The organism is Paenibacillus abyssi (assembly GCF_014640295.1).
GTDB classification, from domain to species: domain Bacteria; phylum Bacillota; class Bacilli; order Paenibacillales; family Paenibacillaceae; genus Paenibacillus_D; species Paenibacillus_D abyssi.
This window is the reverse complement of record NZ_BMGR01000034.1, coordinates 1-1,257: the sequence shown is the minus strand read 5'-3', so window position 1 is coordinate 1,257 and position 1,257 is coordinate 1. Positions and strand designations below refer to the sequence as shown.

Here is a 1,257-nt window from a genome sequence, read left to right as displayed (position 1 = left end):
CGAATGTTATCCCGGTCTTGCAGGCAGGTTGCCTACGTGTTACTCACCCGTCCGCCGCTAACTATCAGAGAAGCAAGCTTCTCATCAAGTCCGCTCGACTTGCATGTATTAGGCACGCCGCCAGCGTTCGTCCTGAGCCAGGATCAAACTCTCCATAAAAGGCGTCTTTATCTCTCGGCTGAAAGCCGATGGATAAGAGCACCGAATGTGAGCTGATTGCTCATTACGTTTATTGCTTTTCTATAGCTCAGTGAGCTACAGGGCATTTCGCTCGTTGTTCAGTTTTCAAAGAACAAATTCATTTCTTTTGTCGACCACCATCTCAGCGGCGACTTTTATAATATATCACATTCGCCTGCTTTAATGCAAGTACTTTTTTTAATTTTTTTTATTTCTTTCATTCATTAAGTACTTGCCATTTGCCTTTCTTCAAAAGCGGCGAGATTTAATTTACCACAGACCAACAAGATAAGTCAAGGCTCATTTGATATTTTTTTTAGCATATCGATGAGCCCCGACATTTTGCTTTTAACGCCTGCGATGTATACGTACTATTTCAAATGTACTGCCTATTATCTGAATAGGCACATCTACCGTTTTTACCGTTCCATTTTTATACTCAACAGTAAAACGGATCATGTGCATACCTTTGGGGAGCCCCTCAGTTAAAGAAGCCCACCGTTCATCGTGAAATTCCGAATAATAACGATTTGCTTCCGAGGCTAGTAATGGAGTAGAAGTGGAAAGCTTCCTTCCATTCAGCCCGGTTGTATCCAGTATTGCAGTAACCCTCTGAACAGGCGCACTTGAAGTGAGAGCTGTCAGAACAAAAACTTCTCCAGCATAAAAGTCTTTAGGCGCGTTAACCGTTTCATGCCCCGCATCTTCATGAATAGATAACCATTGCGACGTATGATTCACCTGCGCTTCCAACGTTAACGGTAGAACAGTGATGTCCTTGGCAATCGAATCGGTCTCTTTACCGTCTGAGACAGATAACTGAACCTTATACACCCCGGGACTGACTTTGTTTAAAACCGGTTGGTAAAGTGTCGATGCAGTCACTTGTGAGTTAGGTGCCGTTATAGACCATAGATACGTTAAGGCATCGCCATCCGGATCCTGTGCTTTATTAATGAATTGAAGTCCATCGCCTTCATAGACCGTTTGAGGTGCCCAGTTAAAATCCGCGATCGGCGGTCGATTCGTCTCTATATAGAAGAACTTCGCTGCGCTCCAATCTCCCCACTCAAACCC

1 protein-coding gene and 1 rRNA gene are annotated in these 1,257 nt (G+C 44.1%); both read right to left on the bottom strand.

Annotated elements, in window-relative coordinates:
* Positions 1-159, bottom strand: a 16S ribosomal RNA gene (locus IEW11_RS24720); the annotation flags it as partial.
* Positions 160-528: 369 nt separating this feature from the next.
* Positions 529-1,257 (bottom strand): PKD domain-containing protein (locus tag IEW11_RS24715; protein WP_188533766.1); only part of this gene is annotated, 729 nt, incomplete at its 5' end.